Here is an 18,320-nt window from a genome sequence, read left to right as displayed (position 1 = left end):
TCAGGTGTCGATCGTGATCGTCTGGAGCCGCGCGGCGGCGGCCGCATCGGCCCCGCGCCGGCGCAGGGCCTCGCCGATGAGCAGCAGCGCCGGACCGTCGCCGAGCGCGGTGCGCGCCGCGAGCGGCAACAGGTCGAGCCGGGTGAGGAACTGCGCGCGCTCGGGCAGGCTGGCGTTCTCGACCAGCGCCACCGGCGTATCGGGCGCGAGCCCCGCGCCGATCAGGCCCGCCGACACCTCGCTCGCGGCCGCCTTGCCCATGTAGACGGCCAGCGTCGCCTGCGGATCGGCGAGCGCCTGCCAGTCGAGATCGACGCTGCGGCCTTTCACCGTATGCGCGGTGACGAACGTGAGCCGGCGCGCGAGGCCGCGCAGGGTGAGCGAAAGGCCGAGGTCGGCGGCGGCGGCGCTCGCGGCGGTCACGCCGGGGCACACGCGCACCGCGATCCCGGCGGCGCGGCAGGCGTCGAGTTCCTCGGTGGCGCGAGCGAAGATCGCGACGTCGCCGCCCTTGAGGCGCACCACGCGCTCGCCCGTCAGCGCCGCCTCGACGATCAGCGCATCGATCGTCTTCTGGTCCTTCGAATGGCGTCCCGAGCGCTTGCCGACGGGGACCAGCCGCGCGGATCGCGGCGCGAAATCGAGAATGCCGGGACCGACCAGCGCGTCGTAGAAGATCACGTCCGCCATTCCGATCAGCCGTTCGGCCTTGCGCGTGAGCAGTTCGGGATCGCCGGGGCCGGCGCCGACCAGCCAGACGCTGCCATGGGGAAAATCGGTCACGAGACGGTCTCCTTGCTGGGGGCCGAGAAGGTTTCGAGAAGCCTGGCAATGGCGGGCCGGCACGATCCGCAATTGGTGCCCGCGCACGTCGCCTCGCCGATGGCGGCCACGCCGCGCGCGCCGGCTTGCACGGCTTCGGCGATGTCGTTCTCGCCCACGCCGTGGCACACGCACACGATCGGACCGCGATCGGGCAGCGGGATCGACGGGCGTCCGGCGAGCAGCTCGGCGCCGCTCGCCGCGTCGAGACCGAGCTGGTCGGCGACCCAGTCGCGGCGCGGCAGCGTTCCCGAGCGCGTCAGGTAGGCGGCGGCGGCGAGCCTGCCTTCGGCGTCGCGCACCGCGACCCGGCGCATGCCCCGCGCGGTGTCGGCCACTTCGAGGCGCTCGCCCGCCGGAAGCAGCGCGTCGAGGTCGATCGCGCCGGCGCCCGCAAGCTCGTAGAGCCAGCCCTGCGCGATCCGCGCGCGCGTCCAGTACAGCAGGCCGTCGGGCGCGATCGCTTCGCGCAGCACCAGGAAGGCGCGCCAGTCGGGCGTAACCGGCTCGACGCGCGCGGCCGAATTCTTGAAGCCGGGCTGGCCGGAGACCGGATCGACCGACTGATCGGGCAGGCGATTGCTCCGCGCCTCGCCCGACATCGCGTCGGTCCAGTGCATCGGCACGCAAATCTCGCCCGGGCGCTGCGTGTCGGTCGCGCTGACACGGAAGACCGCCTCTCCCGAGGCCGTCACCACCCGGGCGAGTCCACCGTCCGCGAGCTGGCACGCCTTCGCGTCGGCGGAATGTATCTCGAGCAGCGGCTCGGGGCGATGCCGCGAGAGCGTCGGGGAAAGCCCTGTGCGCGTCATCGTGTGCCACTGGTCGCGATAGCGCGCGGTGTTGAGCCGCAGCGGGAAAGCCGCATCGTCGGCGGGCGCGGCGGGCGTGACCGCGACCAGCCGCGCCTTGCCCGTCGCACTCGGATAGCCCTGCGCCAGCGGATGCGCGCCGCCCCACTGGAACGGCTCGAGCGCATCGTAGGCGTCGGGCGTGATCCGCGCATGCGTCGTGAGGTCGAGCGCCTTGCCGCGCCGCGCGGCGAGCGTGGTCATCGCGGCATATTCGGCGAACAAGCCCGCCGGCCCGTCCCAGGCGAAATGCGCGCCCCAGCCGAGCCGCGCGGCGACATCGGCGACGGTGCGCCAGTCGGCGCGCGCCTCGCCCGGCGGCGCGAAGAGAGTGCGCTGGCGGCTCACCCGGCGCTCGGAATTGGTGACGGTGCCGTCCTTCTCGCCCCAGCCGTGCGCGGGCAGGCGGATATGCGCGTAGCGGCCGGTATCGGTGTCGGCGATGACTTCCGAGACGATCACCGTGGGGCAGCGTGCGAGCGCCTCGCGCACGAAGCCGCTGTCGGGCAGCGAGACCGCCGGGTTGGTCGCCATGATCCACAGGACCTTGATCTCGCCGCGATGAACCGCCCGGAACATGTCCACCGCCTTGAGGCCCGGACCGGTGCAGAGGCGATCGGTCCGCCAGAACTCGGCGACGTCGGCGCGCTCGTCCGCGTCGAAGCCGAGGTGGACCGCGAGCATGCTGGAAAGTCCGCCGACTTCGCGCCCGCCCATCGCGTTGGGCTGGCCGGTGATGCTGAACGGACCCGCGCCGCTCCGGTTGATCCGTCCCGTCGCGAGGTGGAGGTTGATGATCGCATTGCCCTTGTCGGTGCCGCCGCGCGACTGGTTGGCGCCCTGGCTGAACAGCGTGACCATCCGCGGATGCGCCTCGACGAGGTCGGCGAGCCGCGCGAAGGTGGCGGCCTCGATGCCGGGATCGCGCGAGAGCCGGTCCCAGAACCGCGCATCGACGTCGACATGGTCGGCGAGGTGGGTCTCGTCGACCAGCCCGCGCGCCTTCATCGCCGCGAGCAGCGCGTTGAACAGCGCGACGTCGCCATCGGGCGCGACCGGCACATGGAGATCGGCCTGCTCGGCGGTTTCGGTGCGGCGCGGGTCGATGACGACGATCTTGGTCCCGCGCCGCTCGCGCACGGCCTCGATGCGCTGCCAGACCACCGGGTGGCACCAGGCGGTGTTCGATCCGACCAGCAGAACGAGATCGGCCGCGTCGAGGTCTTCGTACGAGCACGGCACCACGTCCTCGCCGAAGGCGCGGGCGTGCGCGGCCACCGCGCTCGCCATGCACAGCCGCGAATTGGTGTCGATGTTGCCGGTGCCGACGAAGCCCTTGGCGAGCTTGTTGACCGCGTAGTAGTCCTCGGTGAGGAGCTGGCCGGAGACGTAGAAGGCGACGCTATCCGGCCCGTGCGCGTCGATCGCGGCGCGCATTCGGCCCGCCACCTCGTCGAGCGCCCGGTCCCAGCCCACCCGCTCGCCGCCGACCTCGGGATGCAGCAGGCGGCCTTCGAGCCCGACGGTCTCGCCCAGATGCGTCCCCTTGGAGCACAGGCGGCCGGCGTTCGCCGGGTGCGCCGTGTCGCCCGTGATCGCCACCGCGCGCGCGCCGGTGACGCGCGCGGCGATGCCGCAGCCGACCCCGCAATAGGCGCAGGTGGTGCGGATCGCCTCCATCGCGCTCAGGCCGCCCGGGCTTCGCGCGGGGCGATGACCGCCGCGCGCAGCAGGTAGATCCGGCCCGCGTCGACGCGCAGCGGGATCGTCGGCACGCAGCCCTCGTCGCCGCCGAGCGCCTGGCCCGAGCGGAGCGAGATGTTCCAGTTGTGCAGCGGGCAGGTGACCACGTCGCCATGGACGATGCCCTGCGAGAGCGGACCCCGGCGGTGCGGACACAGGTTGACGATGGCGAAGAACTCGTTGCGCATCGTGTGGAACACCGCGATCTCCTCGCCGCCCTCGACCGGAAGCGTGCGCGCGGTGCCCGGCTCGATCTGCGTGACCGGGCCGATATCGAGCCAATCGCCAATCATCGTGCCATCTCCATTTCCAGCGGCCTGACGGTCGCGATGTGGTTGTGCAGGTCGGCGCGGTCGCCCGAGGCGCGCTGCGCCCAGGGATCGTCCTGCATGAACTGCTGCGAATGGCGGAAGCGGGCAGCGAGCTGCGCCACCGTGTCGGGATCGTCGAACAGCGCGGCCTTGACGGTGTCGAGGCCGACGCGCTCGATCCACGGCGCGGTGCGTTCGAGGTACCAGGCCTCCTCGCGATAGAGCTGGATGAAGGCGGCGCAGTGCTCGAGCGCCTCTTCCTCGGTGGCGACCTTGCACAGCAGGTCGGTGGCGCGCACCTTGATGCCGCCGTTGCCGCCGACGTGCAGCTCGTAGCCCGAATCGACGCAGACCACGCCGAAGTCCTTGATCGTCGCCTCGGCGCAGTTGCGCGGGCAGCCGCTGACCGCGATCTTGAACTTGTGCGGCATCCACGAGCCCCAGGTCATGCGCTCGATCTTGACGCCCAGCCCGGTGGAATCCTGGGTGCCGAAGCGGCACCACTCCGAGCCGACGCAGGTCTTCACCGTGCGCAGCGACTTGCCGTAGGCGTGGCCCGAGACCATTCCGGCGGCGTTGAGATCGGCCCAGACGGCGGGCAGGTCTTCCTTCCTGATCCCGAAGATGTCGAGCCGCTGGCCGCCGGTCACCTTGACCATCGGCGCGTTGAACTTCTCGACGACGTCGGCGATCGCGCGCAGCTCGCGCGGATTGGTGAGACCGCCCCACATGCGCGGGACGACCGAATACGTGCCGTCCTTCTGGATGTTGGCGTGAAGGCGCTCGTTGACGAAGCGGCTCTTCTGGTCGTCCTCGTATTCGCCCGGCCAGGCGCACAGCAGGTAGTAGTTGAGCGCCGGGCGGCACGACGCGCAGCCGTCGGGCGTGGTCCAGTGCAGCTCCTGCATGACCTCCGGCATCTCCCTGAGGCCTTTCTCGACGATCAGGCGGCGCACTTCGGCGTGGCTGAAGGTGGTGCACTTGCACATCGTCTTGGGTCCGCTCTCGACCTCGCCGCCGAGCGTGATCGACAGCAGGCTCTCGACGAGACCGGTGCACTGGCCGCACGAGGCCGAGGCCTTGCAGGTCGCGCGCACCGCGTCGACCGAGTGCGCGCCGCCCTCGATGCACGAGACGATCTTGCCCTTGGACACGCCGTTGCAACCGCAGATCTCGGCCTCGGCCGAGAGCGCCGCAACGGCGGCGTTAGGGTCCGCGAGCGCACCTCCGGACGCGAAGGCCTGACCGAAGATCAGCGCCTCGCGGATGTCGGAGACGTCGCTTTCCTGGCGCATGAGGTCGAAGTACCAGTTGCCGTCGGCGGTATCGCCGTAGAGCACCGCGCCGATCAGCTTGCCGTCGCGCACGACGACGCGCTTGTAGACCCCGCGCGAGGCGTCGCGCATGACGATGTCCTCGCACAGCTCGCCGTCGGGCCCGGGGCTGCCCGAGAAGTCGCCCGCGCTGAACAGGTCGATGCCGCTCACCTTGAGCTTGGTCGAGGTGACGGTGCCCTCGAACCCGGTCGGCGCTTCGGTGACGTAGTCGGCCAGCGAGCGGCACATGTCCCACAGCGGCGCGACGAGGCCGTAGCACAGGCCCCGGTGCTGGACGCATTCGCCGACCGCGAGGATCGCCGGATCGGACGTGACCATGTGATCGTCGACGAGGACGCCGCGCTCGACATCGAGCCCGGCGGCCTTGGCGAGCCCGGTGGCGGGGCGGATGCCCGCAGCCATGACCACGATATCGGCCTTCACCCGGGTGCCGTCGGCGAGCTCGATGCCGACGACTTTCCCGTCGATCCCGTGGATCTGCTTGGTGTTGGCGCCGGTGAGAATGGTCTGGCCGCGCCGTTCGAGCTCGGTCTTGAGCAGCCAGCCCGCCGCCTCGTCGAGCTGGCGCTCCATCAGCGTGGGCATGAGGTGGACGACGGTGACCTTCATTCCGCGCAGGCTGAGGCCGTGCGCCGCCTCGAGGCCGAGCAGGCCGCCGCCGATCACCACCGCGTCGCCGCCCCTGTCCGCCGCCGCGAGCATCCTGTCGACGTCGTCGAGGTCACGGAAGGTCACCACGCCTTCGAGATCGCTGCCCGGAACCGGGATGATGAAGGGATCGGAGCCGGTGGCGATCAGCAAGGTGTCGTAAGGCTCGGTCCGGCCAGACGCGGCGACGACGCACTTGTTGTCGCGGTCGATGTGGTCGACCCGGTCGCCCGAGACGAGCGTGATCCGGTTGTCGTCGTACCAGTCCTGGCCGTTGATCACGATCTCGTCGAACGTCTTTTCTCCGGCGAGCACGGGCGAGAGCATGATGCGGTTGTAGTTCACGCGCGGCTCGGCCCCGAAGATGGTGACGTCGAAGCGTTGCGGATCGCGCGCGAGGATCTCCTCGACGGCGCGGCAGCCGGCCATGCCGTTACCGATCACGACGAGCCGCTGGCGCATGGCCGCCTCGCTCCCGCCGGCTTCGATGGTCATCGTTGCATTCACGTCCCGTCTCCAGATGCGACGCGCACAACGCAAAAAACCGCCTCGATCCGGCTCCATGCGCAGGAGCTGGTTCGGGCGGCTTCGTTGCCACGCGTCTGTCGATGTGGATGGCGATGCGCGGGTTCGTCCATCGTCGGACGGCGCTTTCGCTGTATCTCTAATAACCGATTCGCACGCTGCGGGACAAGCCGTTTCTTGCACCGCAGCAAAAAGTCGCCCGACGGCCCCGGGAAAGAGGGAAAGCCGCGCGCCGCGAGCCCTCCCTCCCCCGCAAGAAGCCCTCGTGGCTCAGGCGGCGAGCTTGATCTTCACCGGCTCGCCGCGGGGCGCCAGCGTGCGCGCGTGCGTGGCGTAGAGCATCAACCCGGTGAAGGTCAGGCCGCCGACGAGGTTGCCCAGCACCACCGGGATCTCGTTCCAGACCAGATAGTCGCCAATGGTGAAGTTGCCGCCGAGCATCAGGCCGGTCGGGAACAGGAACATGTTCACGATCGAATGCTCGAAGACCATGTAGAAGAACAGCATGATCGGCATCCACATGGCGACGACCTTGCCCGTCACCGAAGTGGAGATCTGCGCGCCGACGACCCCGGTCGAGACCATCCAGTTGCACAGCATCGCGCGCACGAAGATCGTGAGCCAGCCCGCCGCGCCGAACGCGGCGTAGCCCACGGTGCGCTTCTCGCCCATCGTCGCGAATTTCTGTCCGACCTCGTTGACCTCGTCCGCGAAGCCGTAGGTCCAGTAGATCGCCATCAGCACCGCTGTGGTGAGCGCGCCGGCGAAGTTGCCGGTGAACACCAGGCCCCAGTTGCGCAGCACGCCGCCCCAGCCACAGCCGGGCCGCTTGTCCCAGACCGCGAGCGGGCACAGCACGAAGACCCCGGTCAGAAGGTCGTAGCCCAGCAGGTAGAGCATGCAGAAGCCGACCGGGAAGAGGATCGCGCCCGCGAGCGGCTGGCCGGTCTGGACGTTGATCGTCACCGCGAAGGCGGCGGCGAGCGCGAGCGTCGCGCCGGCCATGTAGGCGCGGATCAGCGTGTCGCGGGTGCTCATCTTGATCTTGGATTCGCCGGCGTCGATCAGTTTCACGACGAAATCGGCAGGTGCTACGTATGACATTGCGTGTACTCCTTCCTTGCCCTTCCGGGTAACTCAGTATGAAAAGCCGAACTGCAGCCAGAATTTCTCGGTATCGACGGCGAAGTCCTTGGCATCATAGTTCGCGTACTTGAGCAGCACGGCGTAGTTGCCGACCTTGAACGAGAGCACCGCGTCCCATTCGCTGCCGTAGTCGATGCCGCCGAAGTCGCTGTCGAACTCGTGGTAGGTGACGCCGGCCTTGAGGCCCTTGAGCGGCCCCACGTCGCCGAGGCCCTTGCCGATCCCGCCGTAGTAGTCGCGCAGGCCCGTCGCCGGGGTGGTGAGGAACAGGTCGGCGAAGCCGTTGAACTTGTGCAGCGTGGCGAGCGGCGTCTGGAACGCGGCCACGCCGCCGTCGCTGCCGAGTTCCTCGTAGCCCGCGGTCAGGCCGAAGCCCGCGACAGAGGCGCCGAATTCGCCATGCAGGTAGTCCGCAGAATAGTCGACGGGGTTCGCCTGATAGTCGCTCTGGTGCGCGTAGCTGGCGAGGAAGCTGACCTTGAAGGCGTCGCCCAGCGGCAGGCTGCCGCTGGCGAGCAGGCCGTAAGTCTGGCTCGAGAAGGCGGCGCGATCATCGTAGTCGAGCAGGTAGGCGAAGGCCTTCACCTTGGCGATCTTCACGTCGAGGCCGCCGTCGAGGAAGACGAAGTCGCCCTTGAAGCGCTTGTTCGGGCTCTCGAAGCCGAATACCGTGTTCTGCGCGAGCGCATAGGTCGCATCGAGCGCGACCGGGCCCACCTTGAACTCGCCGCGCACGGCATCGAAAGTCTGCTCGTTCTGGCGCCAGCCGACCGCGCCGACGAAGCGCTGGTCGTCGAGGTTGATCCGCTGGCGGCCGAGCGTGACCGTCGCGGGCTTGCTCGTGTACTGGACCTGCAGCCGGTTGAGGTCGACGTCATCGGGATCGGCGACCACCGAATAGGGCTCCACGCCGTTGCCGGGGACCGTGTCGTTGTAGTTGTCGACCAGCGCGAGGTTGCCGTTGGCTTCGGCGAGCAGCGCGAAGGCGCCCGCCTTGAGCTCGACTCCGGCGCGGATGCGCAAGGTCAGCGCGTCGGCATCCTTGAGCGCGTTGTCCTGCGCGACGTGCTCGTAGCGCAGCAGGCCGTCGATGATCGGATCAAGCGTGACGCCGTCGCCGATGGCGACCGGATCGCCGGCCTTGGCGGCGGCGGCGGGCGCGGCGAGCGCGGCCGCCGTGGCGATGGTCGATGCGGCGAGCGCGCGGATCAGGTTCGAATTCATGTGCATATGCCTCCCTCTCGGCCCCGCCCGTCCGGCAGGTGGCCGCATGTCCCGCGAGGGGACGGAAGACAGACGCCATTGCCTGTCGCGGTGATGCCGGACGCTCCCGCCGTCCGGCCGGTTCATTGCGCGGTCGGTCCCGGTTCCCCTTTGCGCCGGGACTGCCCTCTTCGAGGGCCCGCCAGGTGGGACGATCAGGCCGCCTTCGCGGCTGGTCCGTGATCGTATTCGGCGAGGAAGTGGAGCACTTCCTGCCGGTATTGGTAGAACTGCGGGTCCTCGAGCAGCGCCTTGCGGTCGCGCGGGCGCGGCAGGTCGACCTTCAGCACCTTGCCGATCGTGGCGTTGGGCCCGTTGGTCATCATCACCACCCGGTCGGCGAGCAGGATCGCCTCGTCGACGTCATGCGTGACCATGATCGCCGTGACCTTGGTGCGGTTCCAGGTCTCGACCAGCACGTCCTGGAGGTCCCAGCGGGTCAGGCTGTCGAGCATGCCGAAAGGCTCGTCGAGCAGCAGCAGCCGGGGCGAAAGCGCGAAGGCGCGCGCGATGCCCACGCGCTGGCGCATGCCGTTCGACATCTCGGCCGCGAGCTTGTCCTTGGCATCGCCCAGGCCGACCCGGTCGAGATAGTAGTCTACGATGTCGCGCCGCTCGGCCTTGCCCGCGTGGGGATAGACGCGTTCAACGCCGAGCGACACGTTCTGGCGCGCGGTAAGCCAGGGCATGAGGCTGGGGGCCTGGAACACCACCGCCTTGTCCGGCCCGGCCGCGCTGATCTCGCGGTTGTCGAGGACGATGCCGCCCCGGCTGATCTCGTTCAACCCCGCCGCCATGGTCAGCACGGTCGACTTGCCGCAGCCCGAGTGGCCGATCAGCGAGACGAATTCGCCCTTGTCCATCAAGAGGTTGAAGTCCTCGACCACGGTCAGCGGCCCCTTGGGCGTGGGGTAGACCTTGTCGAGCTTGAAGAACTCCAGATAGCGCCGCTCGACCGCCGACTGCCCGGCCTTGACGTAGGCCTCGGGCAGCCGCGCCTGCGAAGCGCCGGCCTGCAGGTCGAGCGGCACGACGTTGGGCAGGTCCACCGCGCTTTCGCCCACCGTGCCCGCCGCGTTGAGTTGCCCGAGGTAGTCGACGATGCGCTTGCGCAGCGCCTGGAAGCGCACGTCGTCGTTCATCGCCTCGCGCTCGCGCGGGCGCGGTACGTCGACTTCGTAGATCTGGCCGATCCGCGCGGAAGGCGCCGGGGTCAGCACCGCGACGCGATCGGCGAGCAACAGCGCCTCGTCGACGTCGTTGGTGACGAGCAGGATCGTGCGTCCCTCCTCCTTGCGAATGCGCTCGATCTCGTCCTGCAGCTTGGCGCGGGTGAGCGCGTCGAGCGCGGAGAGCGGCTCGTCGAGCAGAAGGATCTCGGGCTCCATCGCCAGCGCCCGGGCGACCGAGACGCGCTGGCGCATGCCGCCCGAAAGCTGCGCGGGCTTGCGGTCCATCGCATGGCCGAGGCCCACGAGCCTGACCTTCTGCTCGATCAGCGCCGCGCGCTCGCTCGCGCTGCGATCCTTGTGCACCGCCTCCACCGCGAGCGCGACGTTCTGCTTCACCGTGAGCCACGGGAACAGCGAGTACGACTGGAACACGAGGCCGCGGTCCTTGCCGGGGCCGTCGATCGGCTGGCCCTTGAGCAGGATCTCGCCGGCATCGGGTTCGACCAGCCCCGCGATCGTCGAGATCAGGGTGGTCTTGCCCGCGCCCGAGAAGCCGAGGATCGCGATGAACTCGCCCTCTTCCACGTCCAGGTCGATGCCGCCGAGAACCTCGGTGACGCCGCCGGTCTTGCCTCCCAGCTTCGAGGTATAGGCCTTGGTCACGCCCTTGAGCGAAAGGATGCTGGCCATGTCCGGTCTCCTGTATGTCGCTGGGTCAGATGGTGCGGTTGCGGCTGACGAGGCCCTGCAGCGCCATCATGATGCGGTCGAGCGCGAAGCCGATCAGGCCGATCACGATCACCGCGAACATGATCCGGGCGAGCGACTGGCTCGAGCCGTTCTGGAACTCGTCCCACACGAATTTTCCGAGGCCCGGGTTCTGCGCGAGCATCTCGGCCGCGATCAGCACCATCCAGCCCACGCCCAGCGAGAGGCGCATCCCGGTGAAGATGTAGGGCAGCGACGAAGGCAGGACGAGCTTGGTCAGCTTCTGGAACGTATTGAGCTTGAGCACGCGGCCGACGTTGAGCAGGTCCTTGTCGATCGAGGCGGTGCCGACGGCGGTGTTGATCAGCGTCGGCCAGAGCGAGCAGAGCATCACCACCAGCGCCGAGATCACGAAGGCCTTGGGCAAGAGCGGGTCGGCGCTGTCGATCATCGCCGAGATGACCATGGTCACGATCGGCAGCCACGCGAGCGGGCTGACCGGCTTCATGATCTGGACGATTGGATTGATCGCGGCGTTGAACAGCGGCGAAAGACCGGCGGCGAGCCCCAGCGGCACCGCCACCACCGTCGCCAGGACAAAGCCGAGCGCCACGGTCTCGAGCGAGGTGATCACCTGGTCGAGGAAGGTCGGCGGCCCCGCATAATCGAACGCCATCGTCTGCGTACCCGCCGCGATGCGCGCGTCCTGTTCGGCATAGAACTGGGCCTTGGCCTCGTTCGACGCCTGCCATTCCTCGAACAGCGAGACACCCTGCTCGGCCACTTCGACCGGCCCCGGCAGCGCGCCGAGCGAGGTGTCGACGCTGGGCGCGAGCGCGGCCCAGGCCCCGAGGAAGACGAGGACGCCGATCACCGGCGCCAGCAGGCTGATCCCGAACCGGCCGACGAAGGCTTGCATGTTCCAGGCCGGCGCCGCCGGCGAGGCGCGCGTGGCGCCGGCCGGTTCGGGCGACGCGGCATGGGTTTCGGCTTCGTCGCGCGGGTCCTTGGCGCGTGCGTCTTCGGCGATGTCTGCGTAGGCGGTGGCCATCGAGGGTCTCCCTTGGGAACTGGTGGTCATTCGCTGCGAATGGTCAGCCGCCGGTCACGCCCGAAGCGGTGACCTTCTGGCCCTGCTTGAGGCCGATCTTGAGCGACTGGATATAGGCGTTGGGCTTGCGGCCGTCGAAGGGCACGCCGTCCATGAAGCCGTTGTCGACCGGCTTGAAGCCGTCGGTCTCGGGAATCGCGGCCGCGGGGATCACCTTCCTGTCGACGAGGCCCTTGGCCGCGGCGAGGTAGAGGTCGGGGCGATAGACCGCCTTGGCCTGCGCGATGTACCAGGCATCGTCGTGGTCCTCGGGGATCTGGCCCCAGCGGCGCATCTGGGTCATGTACCAGATCGCGTCCGAGTAGAACGGATAGCCCGCGTGCTTGTCGAAGAAGATGTTGAAGCCCGGCGCGGGGCGGGTGTCGCCCGGCTCGAAGGTGAACTTGCCGGTCATCGAGGCGGCGATCACCGCCTCGTCGGCGCCGACGTAGTTGGGCTGCGACAGGATCTTGACCGCTTCCGCCCGGTTCGCGCCGTTGTCGGCATCGAGCCATTGCTGCGCCTTGATGATCGCGCGCAGCATGGCCGCGGTCGTGCCCGGATATTTCTCGGCGAAGTCCTTGCGGATCGAGAAGACCTTCTCGGGATTGTCGCGCCAGATCTCGTTGTCGGTGATCACCGGCACGCCGATCTTCTTCTGCACCGCGGCCTGGTTCCACGGCTCGCCGACGCAATAGCCCTCGATCGTGCCGGCCTCCAGCGTGGCGGGCATCTGCGGCGGCGGCGTGACCGAGAGCTGGACGTCGGCATCGACGGTGCCGGCGACGTCTCCCGGCGTGTAGTAGCCCGGGTTCAGTCCGCCCGCCGCAAGCCAGTAGCGCAGCTCGTAATTGTGCGTCGAGACGGGAAAGACCATGCCCATCTTGAAGGGCTTGCCCTGCTGCTTGAAGCTGGCGACCACCGGCTTGAGCGCGGCGGCGCTGATCGGGTGCTTCGGCTTGCCGCCTTCCATGGGCAGGTCGCCCTTGATCTGGTTCCAGACCTTGTTCGAGACGGTGATCGCGTTGCCGTTGAGATCGAGGCTGAGCGGCGCGATCAGCTCGGCCTTGGTGCCGTAGCCCAGCGTCGCCGCGATCGGCTGGCCGGCGAGCATGTGCGCGCCGTCGAGCTGGCCGCCGATCACCCCGTCGAGCAGAACTTTCCAGTTCGCCTGCGGCTCGAGCGTGACGTTGAGGCCCTCTTGCTGGAAGAACCCCTTCTCCTTGGCGATCGCGAGCGGCGCCATGTCGGTGAGCTTGATGAAGCCGAGCTTGAGCACGGGCTTTTCGATACCGCCCGGCGCGGCCGAGGCCTTGGCCGCCTCGCCGTCCGCGCCGCCGCCCTTGCTGCCGCACCCGGCGAGCGCCACGCTCACCAGCAGCGCCGCGACGACACCGCGCCGCTTGAAACCGTTGCCCCGATCCGTACCCATGTCGTCCGATCCCATCTGCTGGTGGCGAACGCAAAAAAGCCGCCTCGACGCTGACCCTGTGGAGGTCAGTTCGGGCGGCGACGTTGCCACATGATTTCACGAAGATCGCTTCCGCTCTCGAGGCGACCCTTCCTTGGGCACCGAGCGGTTGGCGATGGCTCCTTCTAAGTGATTCGGGGTCGGCGCGTAAAGCTCTTTTTGCGATGCAGCAGCCGATTGCGCTCAGCCGAGCGCTTTGACGTAGCTTTCGATCTGCTCCGGATCGAACACCATTCCATCGAAAAACCGGTTCGGTTCCAATATGATGGAGCCTTGCTGGGCCCCGACGACGGTGCGCTCGGCAAGGCTGCCCTCGACTTTCGAACTCGCGCCCGGGAGCGGCTCTCCGGTCCCGGCGAGCGCACTGCGGTAGACGTCGGGACGGAACACGCGGGCGGCGCGCGCGGCTTCCTGGGCATCGAACGGCGTGCCGTCCCAGCGCACCATCTGGGTATAGAGCCATTCGGCCTGGCTCACCCAGGGAAAGGTCGCCGCCTCGCGGTACTGGAACATGAAATCGGGATAGTGGACGAGCTCGCCGCCCTTGGCCACGAGCATGCGGTCCGAAATCGCCCGGCGGATGAGCACGGGATCGCCGTCGATATATTCCGCCCGGGCGAGGATCGCGGCGTTCCGTTCGAAGTTCTCGGGATCGACGAAGTGCGCCGCGGCGCGGCACAAGGCGCGCAGCAAGCGCTCGATCGCCTCGCGCTTGGCATCGAGCACCGGCTCGCGCAGCGCCAGCACCTTTTCGACGCCGCGCCGCCAGATCTGGGCGGTGGCGAGCACGATCTCGCCCGCGCCCTGTTCGACCGCGACCGAGTTCCACGGCTCGCCCACGCAGATGCCGTCGACCTCACCCTGCGCCAGCGCATCGGCGCAGAACGGCGGCGGCACGGTGCTGATCTCGACGTCCGCGTCGGGCCGGATGCCGCAGGCCGCGAGCCAGTAGCGCAGCATGTAGTTGTGGCTCGAATAGCGGTGGACGACGCCGAAGCGCAGCGGTTCCGCCTCGGCCTTGCGCCGGTCCGCGATGCGCTTGAGCGCCGCGCCCACCGCCGCCGGCTCGCCGATCCCGCCTCCGGGCCGCACCGCCTTCGCCAGTTCGGGCCGCAGCGTGACCGCGTTGCCGTTGAGGCCGAGCACGAAGGGCACCGCCAGCGGCTGCGCGGGCCGTCCGCGCCCCAGCGTCGTCGCGATGGCGAGCGGCGCGACCATATGCGCCGCGTCGGAATGGCCGTAGAGCAGGCGGTCGAGCACCGTCGCCCAGCTCATGTCCTTCACCAGCCTGAGCGCGATGCCCTCGTCCTCGGCGAAGCCGTGCTCGGCCGCGAGGATCGGCAGGCACGCATCGACGAGCGGCAGGAAGCCGACGGTCAGCTCTGTGGTCATGTCCCTCCCATCAGGCGGTGTGCGGTAACGATGGCCTCGGCGATCTCGGCAATCCGCTTGCCCTGGTTCATCGCGGTGCTGCGCAGTTCTGCATAGGCCTTGGGCTCGGGCAAGCCCCGCGAATCCATCAGGATGCGCTTGGCCTTGTCGACGATCTCGCGCTCGGCGAGCTTGCCCTTGGCGTCGGCGAGGTCGCGCTGCAACCGCGAAAAGGCGTTGAAGCGCGTCACCGCGAGATCGAGAATCGGCCGTATCCGCTGCGGCGCCAGTCCGTTGACGACGTAGGATGATACGCCCGCCTCCACCGAGGCGACGATCGATTCGTCGTCGGATTCGTCGACGAACATGGCGATCGGCCGGTCGAGCGCGCGGCTGACGGCAAAGTACTCCTCGAGCACGTCGCGCGAGGGATTGCCCAGGTCCATCAATACGATATCGGGTTCGATCTGGGCGATCCGCGCGATCAGCCCGCGCCTTTCGGTGAGCACGAAGACTTCGCAGTCGTCCACCGTGCTCAGCCCTTCGCGAATCACCGCGGCGCGGGAGGCGCTTTCATCGATGACAGCGACGCGCATGGCACTCTTGTGCGTTGCAGCACGATCCGATGCAACGAAAAGCTCGGAAGCCGTGGTCGAAACCGCCGCGGCGGCAAGCGGAAGTTCGCGCACACCGGCTTGCCATCGCTTTTCCGGCAATCACGGTGAGGATTTCGCGACGGCGGCACGGGTCCATAACGCCAAATCGAGCCCGGCGGACAGTCGCGCCCCGGTACCAAGGGCGTTCGATAGATCGATCGACTTGCCAAATATACCTATTGATAGGCTCTCTTTGGTTATCGTAGCGCGGTCTTCCGAGCCCAAACCCACAGGTACACATGACCATATCTTCGCCGCGGCGCTCCGTTTCGATCCTGGTCGCATCGTGCTTGTTTGCCTGGTCCGTAGTGACGGGCGGGGCGGCGCAGGCGGCCCAGCCGGACCGCTCGCTGGCCGAGCGCTTCGGCGCGCTCGAGAACGTGATGCAGATGAGTCTTTCGCCTTCGGGCAGGAAGGCCGCCTACATCGGGCCCTCGGCGGACGGGACCTTGCTGTTCGTGGTCGATCTCGTCGCCGGTGGCAGACCCACGACGGTCACCGGCATCCCGCGCAAGGACGGGCGTCTCTGGCGATGCTCGTGGCTGACCGACGAGCGCCTCTTGTGCACGGTGATTTTCCACCGCACCAACGTGCGCCCCTATCTCACGCTGAACCGGACCTTCGCGATCGACGCGGACGGCAGCAACCTGAAGCTGCTATCGGCACGGTCGTCGTTCCGCTCGCTGGGCATCGCCCAGAGCGGCGGGACGGTGATCGATCGTGACATCGCGGGTGACCGGAACGCGGTGCTGATGACCCGCGTCTTCGTCCCCGAAAGCACGATCGGGACGCTGACCGCCAAGACCGACGAGGGCTATGGCGTCGAACTGGTCGACACCGCCACCGGGCGCCGCCGGACCGTCGAGAAAGGGCGGCGCGACGCCTCCTCCTACATCTCCGACGGGCGCGGCAAGGTGCGCGTGATGGGCGCCGCGAAGTACGACGCGCTCGGCTTTCTCAACGGGAAGGAGCAGTTCTACTACCGCCTGCCCGGCTCGGACCGCTGGGACCCGCTGGCCCGGAGCGCGTACGACGGAAGCCTGACCACCGGCTTCGAGCCGCTCGCGGTCGATGCCGACAAGAACCTCGTTTACGGGTTCGATTCCGACAATGGACACCGCGCGCTCTATGCTATCTCGCTTGACGAGAAGCTGACCAAGACCAAGATCGCCGGCCGTGACGACATTGACATCGACGGGCTGCTGACGATCGGACGGAACGATCGCGTCGTCGGCGTCACGTACGCGACCGACAGGCGCTTCATCGAATTCTTCGACCCCGAGCTGAAAACGCTGGCCGCAGCGCTCGGCAAGGCCTTGCCGGGCGATCCGCTGATCGAGTTCATCGACGCGAGCGCCGACGAGCAGCGGCTGCTCCTGGCAACGCAGAGCGACGTCGATCCGGGCATGACCTATGTCTACGACAAGGCCACGCACAAGCTGGAGGCGGTGCTGCCGCTGCGCGTCGAACTCGACGGGCTGAAGCTCGCGCCGATGCGCTCGGTGCAATACCGCGCCGCCGACGGGACGATGATCCCGGCCTACCTCACGCTCCCGGCGGGCTCCCCGGGCAAGGGCCTGCCCGCCATCGTCATGCCGCACGGCGGCCCCTCGGCGCGCGACGAGTGGGGCTTCGACTGGCTCGTGCAATTCTACGCCGCGCGCGGCTACGCGGTGCTGCAGCCGCAGTATCGGGGCTCGGCCGGATTCGGCACCGACTGGTTCCAGAAGAACGGCTTCCAGTCCTGGCGCACCGCCATCGGCGACGTCACCGACGCCGGACGCTGGCTCGTCTCCGAGGGCATCGCCGCGCCGGGCAAGCTGGCGGTGGTCGGCTGGTCCTATGGCGGCTACGCGGCGCTGCAGAGCGCGGTGCTCGATCCCGAGCTGTTCAAGGCGGTCGTCGCCATCGCGCCGGTGACCGACCTCGCGATGCTGCGCGACGAGGCGAACGCCTACACCAACAATCGCCTGGCCGAGATGATGATCGGCGAGGGGCCGCACGTCCGCCAGGGCTCGCCCGCGCGCAACGCCGATCGAATCAAGGCGCCGGTGCTGCTGTTCCACGGCGAATACGACCAGAACGTCGACGTCGAGGAGAGCCGGTTCATGGACAGGCAGCTCAGGCAGGCGGGCAAGCCGGTGACCTACGTCGAATTCCCCGATCTCGACCATTACCTGCTCGATGCCGGCGCGCGCACGCGCATGCTCGGCGAAAGCGACGCCTTCCTGCGCTCGGCGCTGGCGCTGCCCTAGGCGGCGACCCACCCCGTCCGTAGCGGGGCGACGATCTCCTCGCCGAACCAGGCGACGATGTCGGCGTACTGCTCCACCGAAGTCGCCGGGAGCGAGGTCCAGATCCAGGTCACGCCATGCGCGCGCAGTTGCTCCACTTCCTCGCGAAACTGTTCGGCGCTCGGCCGGTCGGCGACCTTGGGGCGGAAGGGCGGCGCGACCGAAAGGTCGAAACCGCCGCCGCGGCCCAGATCGGCGCGCATGGCATGGAGCTGCTCCACCTTCTGGGCGAAATGCTCCATCGAGACGACCGCCGAGCGGCGCACCACCGGGTCGTTGGTCGGCACGGTGAAATAGGGCGCCCAGCCGTCACCCAGTTTCGCCGCGCGTTCGAGCGCCTTGTCGCTGCCGCCGCCGACCCAGATCGGCGGCGGCGTGGCCGGAACCGGGCGCATGTCGTTGCCCACGGCGTTGAAATGCCGCCCCTTGCGCACGACGGGCTCGCCCGACCAGGCTTCGCGCAGCGTCTCGATCGCCTCGTCGGTCAGCGCGCCGCGCTCGCGCGGGTCGACGCCGAGCGCTTCGAACTCTTCCTTCATGTACCCGGTCCCGACGCCGAGCATGAGGCGGCCGTCCGAAAGGATCTGCAAGGTCCCCGCCATCTTCGCGAGCAGCAGCGGATTGCGGTAGGGCAGGACGAGAATATTGGTGAACACGCGAAGCCGTTTGGACCGCGCGGCGACCATCCCGAGGGCCATGAGCGGATCGAGGCTGTGGTGGGCGGCGGGATCGGTGCGAATCCACTCGGCCGAGGGCGCCGGATGCTCGGACATCAGCGCCGCATCGATCCCCGCCTGCTCGAACGCCGTGGCAAGCCGGTCGATCACCGCGCCCGGGTCGGGGGCAGGAAGGAACCGTGCGAGCGGAAGGTTCAGGGCAAATTGCATCAGGCAGGATCCAGTCTTGATCGGA

Annotated in this window: 13 protein-coding genes; 1 reads left to right on the top strand and 12 read right to left on the bottom strand. The window is 68.5% G+C overall.

Annotated features, from left to right (window positions below; genetic code table 11):
• The 11 genes from cobA to B2G71_RS12540 form a co-directional block, all read right to left on the bottom strand.
• Positions 1 to 783, bottom strand: a complete 783-nt coding sequence (gene cobA, locus B2G71_RS12590; protein WP_098106250.1) for a uroporphyrinogen-III C-methyltransferase — start codon at positions 781 to 783, stop codon at positions 1 to 3.
• Positions 780 to 3,353: a molybdopterin-dependent oxidoreductase gene (locus tag B2G71_RS12585; RefSeq protein WP_098106247.1), complete on the bottom strand. Its 2,574-nt coding sequence runs from the start codon at positions 3,351 to 3,353 to the stop codon at positions 780 to 782. The genes cobA and B2G71_RS12585 overlap by 4 nt, the downstream gene beginning before the upstream one ends.
• A gap of 5 nt (positions 3,354 to 3,358) precedes the next feature.
• A complete protein-coding gene (gene nirD / locus B2G71_RS12580) occupies positions 3,359 to 3,709 on the bottom strand; it encodes a nitrite reductase small subunit NirD (protein ID WP_098106245.1) in 351 nt (116 codons plus the stop codon).
• On the bottom strand, positions 3,706 to 6,207 hold the full coding sequence (gene nirB, locus B2G71_RS12575) for a nitrite reductase large subunit NirB (protein ID WP_098106429.1): 2,502 nt from the start codon (positions 6,205 to 6,207) through the stop codon (positions 3,706 to 3,708). Before nirB ends, nirD begins: the two co-directional genes overlap by 4 nt.
• Before the next feature lie 300 nt (positions 6,208 to 6,507).
• Positions 6,508 to 7,341, bottom strand: coding sequence for a formate/nitrite transporter family protein (locus B2G71_RS12570; protein ID WP_098106242.1), 834 nt, complete (start codon positions 7,339 to 7,341; stop codon positions 6,508 to 6,510).
• Between the two features lie 33 nt (positions 7,342 to 7,374).
• Complete coding sequence (locus tag B2G71_RS12565; protein ID WP_098106240.1) at positions 7,375 to 8,607, bottom strand: alginate export family protein; 1,233 nt, start codon at positions 8,605 to 8,607, stop codon at positions 7,375 to 7,377.
• Between the two features lie 194 nt (positions 8,608 to 8,801).
• On the bottom strand, positions 8,802 to 10,508 hold the full coding sequence (locus tag B2G71_RS12560; protein WP_098106236.1) for a nitrate ABC transporter ATP-binding protein: 1,707 nt from the start codon (positions 10,506 to 10,508) through the stop codon (positions 8,802 to 8,804).
• A gap of 25 nt (positions 10,509 to 10,533) precedes the next feature.
• The gene (locus B2G71_RS12555; protein ID WP_098106234.1) at positions 10,534 to 11,577 is read right to left on the bottom strand and encodes an ABC transporter permease; all 1,044 of its coding nucleotides are present in this window, start codon (positions 11,575 to 11,577) and stop codon (positions 10,534 to 10,536) included.
• 43 nt (positions 11,578 to 11,620) lie between these two features.
• Positions 11,621 to 13,048, bottom strand: a complete 1,428-nt coding sequence (locus B2G71_RS12550; RefSeq protein WP_098106427.1) for a CmpA/NrtA family ABC transporter substrate-binding protein — start codon at positions 13,046 to 13,048, stop codon at positions 11,621 to 11,623.
• A gap of 222 nt (positions 13,049 to 13,270) precedes the next feature.
• The gene (locus B2G71_RS12545; RefSeq protein WP_098106229.1) at positions 13,271 to 14,479 is read right to left on the bottom strand and encodes a CmpA/NrtA family ABC transporter substrate-binding protein; all 1,209 of its coding nucleotides are present in this window, start codon (positions 14,477 to 14,479) and stop codon (positions 13,271 to 13,273) included.
• Complete coding sequence (locus tag B2G71_RS12540; protein WP_098106425.1) at positions 14,476 to 15,054, bottom strand: ANTAR domain-containing protein; 579 nt, start codon at positions 15,052 to 15,054, stop codon at positions 14,476 to 14,478. Before B2G71_RS12540 ends, B2G71_RS12545 begins: the two co-directional genes overlap by 4 nt.
• A gap of 299 nt (positions 15,055 to 15,353) precedes the next feature.
• On the opposite strand from B2G71_RS12540, the gene B2G71_RS12535 reads away from it, so the two are divergent.
• On the top strand, positions 15,354 to 17,369 hold the full coding sequence (locus B2G71_RS12535) for a S9 family peptidase (protein ID WP_168176354.1): 2,016 nt from the start codon (positions 15,354 to 15,356) through the stop codon (positions 17,367 to 17,369).
• Here the strand turns inward: B2G71_RS12535 and B2G71_RS12530 are convergent.
• The gene (locus tag B2G71_RS12530; protein ID WP_168176353.1) at positions 17,366 to 18,295 is read right to left on the bottom strand and encodes a TIGR03619 family F420-dependent LLM class oxidoreductase; all 930 of its coding nucleotides are present in this window, start codon (positions 18,293 to 18,295) and stop codon (positions 17,366 to 17,368) included. The genes B2G71_RS12535 and B2G71_RS12530 overlap by 4 nt on opposite strands.
• Positions 18,296 to 18,320: the final 25 nt, after the last annotated feature.

Origin of the sequence: Novosphingobium sp. PC22D (assembly GCF_002556635.1) — a bacterium.
Lineage (GTDB): Bacteria > Pseudomonadota > Alphaproteobacteria > Sphingomonadales > Sphingomonadaceae > Novosphingobium.
The sequence above is the reverse complement of the archived record's forward strand: the minus strand, read 5'-3'. Positions and strand labels throughout refer to the sequence as shown.